General features: G+C 65.4%; 1 protein-coding gene. It reads left to right on the plus strand.

The window, feature by feature from the left end; translation table 11 throughout:
• Nucleotides 1–323 (plus strand): Bug family tripartite tricarboxylate transporter substrate binding protein (locus tag OR16_RS38645; protein WP_006164799.1); only part of this gene is annotated, 323 nt, incomplete at its 5' end.
• Between the last annotated feature and the right edge of the window lie 255 nt (nucleotides 324–578).

Below are 578 nucleotides of genomic sequence, written 5' to 3' on the forward strand. Positions count from 1 at the left end.
AGCTCAAGGCGCTGGCCGTGACCGGCGACAAGCGCTCGGCGGTGCTACCGAACGTGCCCACCATGGCGGAGGGCGGCGTGAAGGACGTGGACGTGTATTCGTGGCAAGCCGTGGCCGCGCCGCGCGGGTTGCCGAAGGACGTCAAGGCCAGGCTGCATGCCGCGCTGGTCGGCTCTCTCAACGAGCCGCAGATGCGCCAGAAGCTGGCCGAGAACGGCTTTGAAGTGGTCGCCAATACGCCGGAGCAGTTCGAACAGTTCGAGAAGCAGGAGCTCCAGCGCTGGAAGGGCGTGATCGAAGCCGGCAAGATCAGCATCGACTAAGCGCACGCGATCCATCCAGGCATTGCTCTTTGCCCCGCCAAAAGCGGGGCGTTTTTATTCTGGCGGACAGGTTTGGGCGCGAGCCCGCGTGACCTGATAGGCTTGGGCTATACACGCCCATGCGCGCCCTGCGCTCGCGCACTGCCGTCGCCTGCCATGATCCGCTTCTGCAAATCCCCCCTCTGCCTGCTGATCGAGACCAAGTCCCGGTGGCTGATTCCGCGCGGGTTCGATGGCTTTGCGCCGGGGCCGCTG

The sequence above is a fragment of the Cupriavidus basilensis OR16 genome (assembly GCF_000243095.1).
GTDB lineage: Bacteria > Pseudomonadota > Gammaproteobacteria > Burkholderiales > Burkholderiaceae > Cupriavidus > Cupriavidus basilensis_D.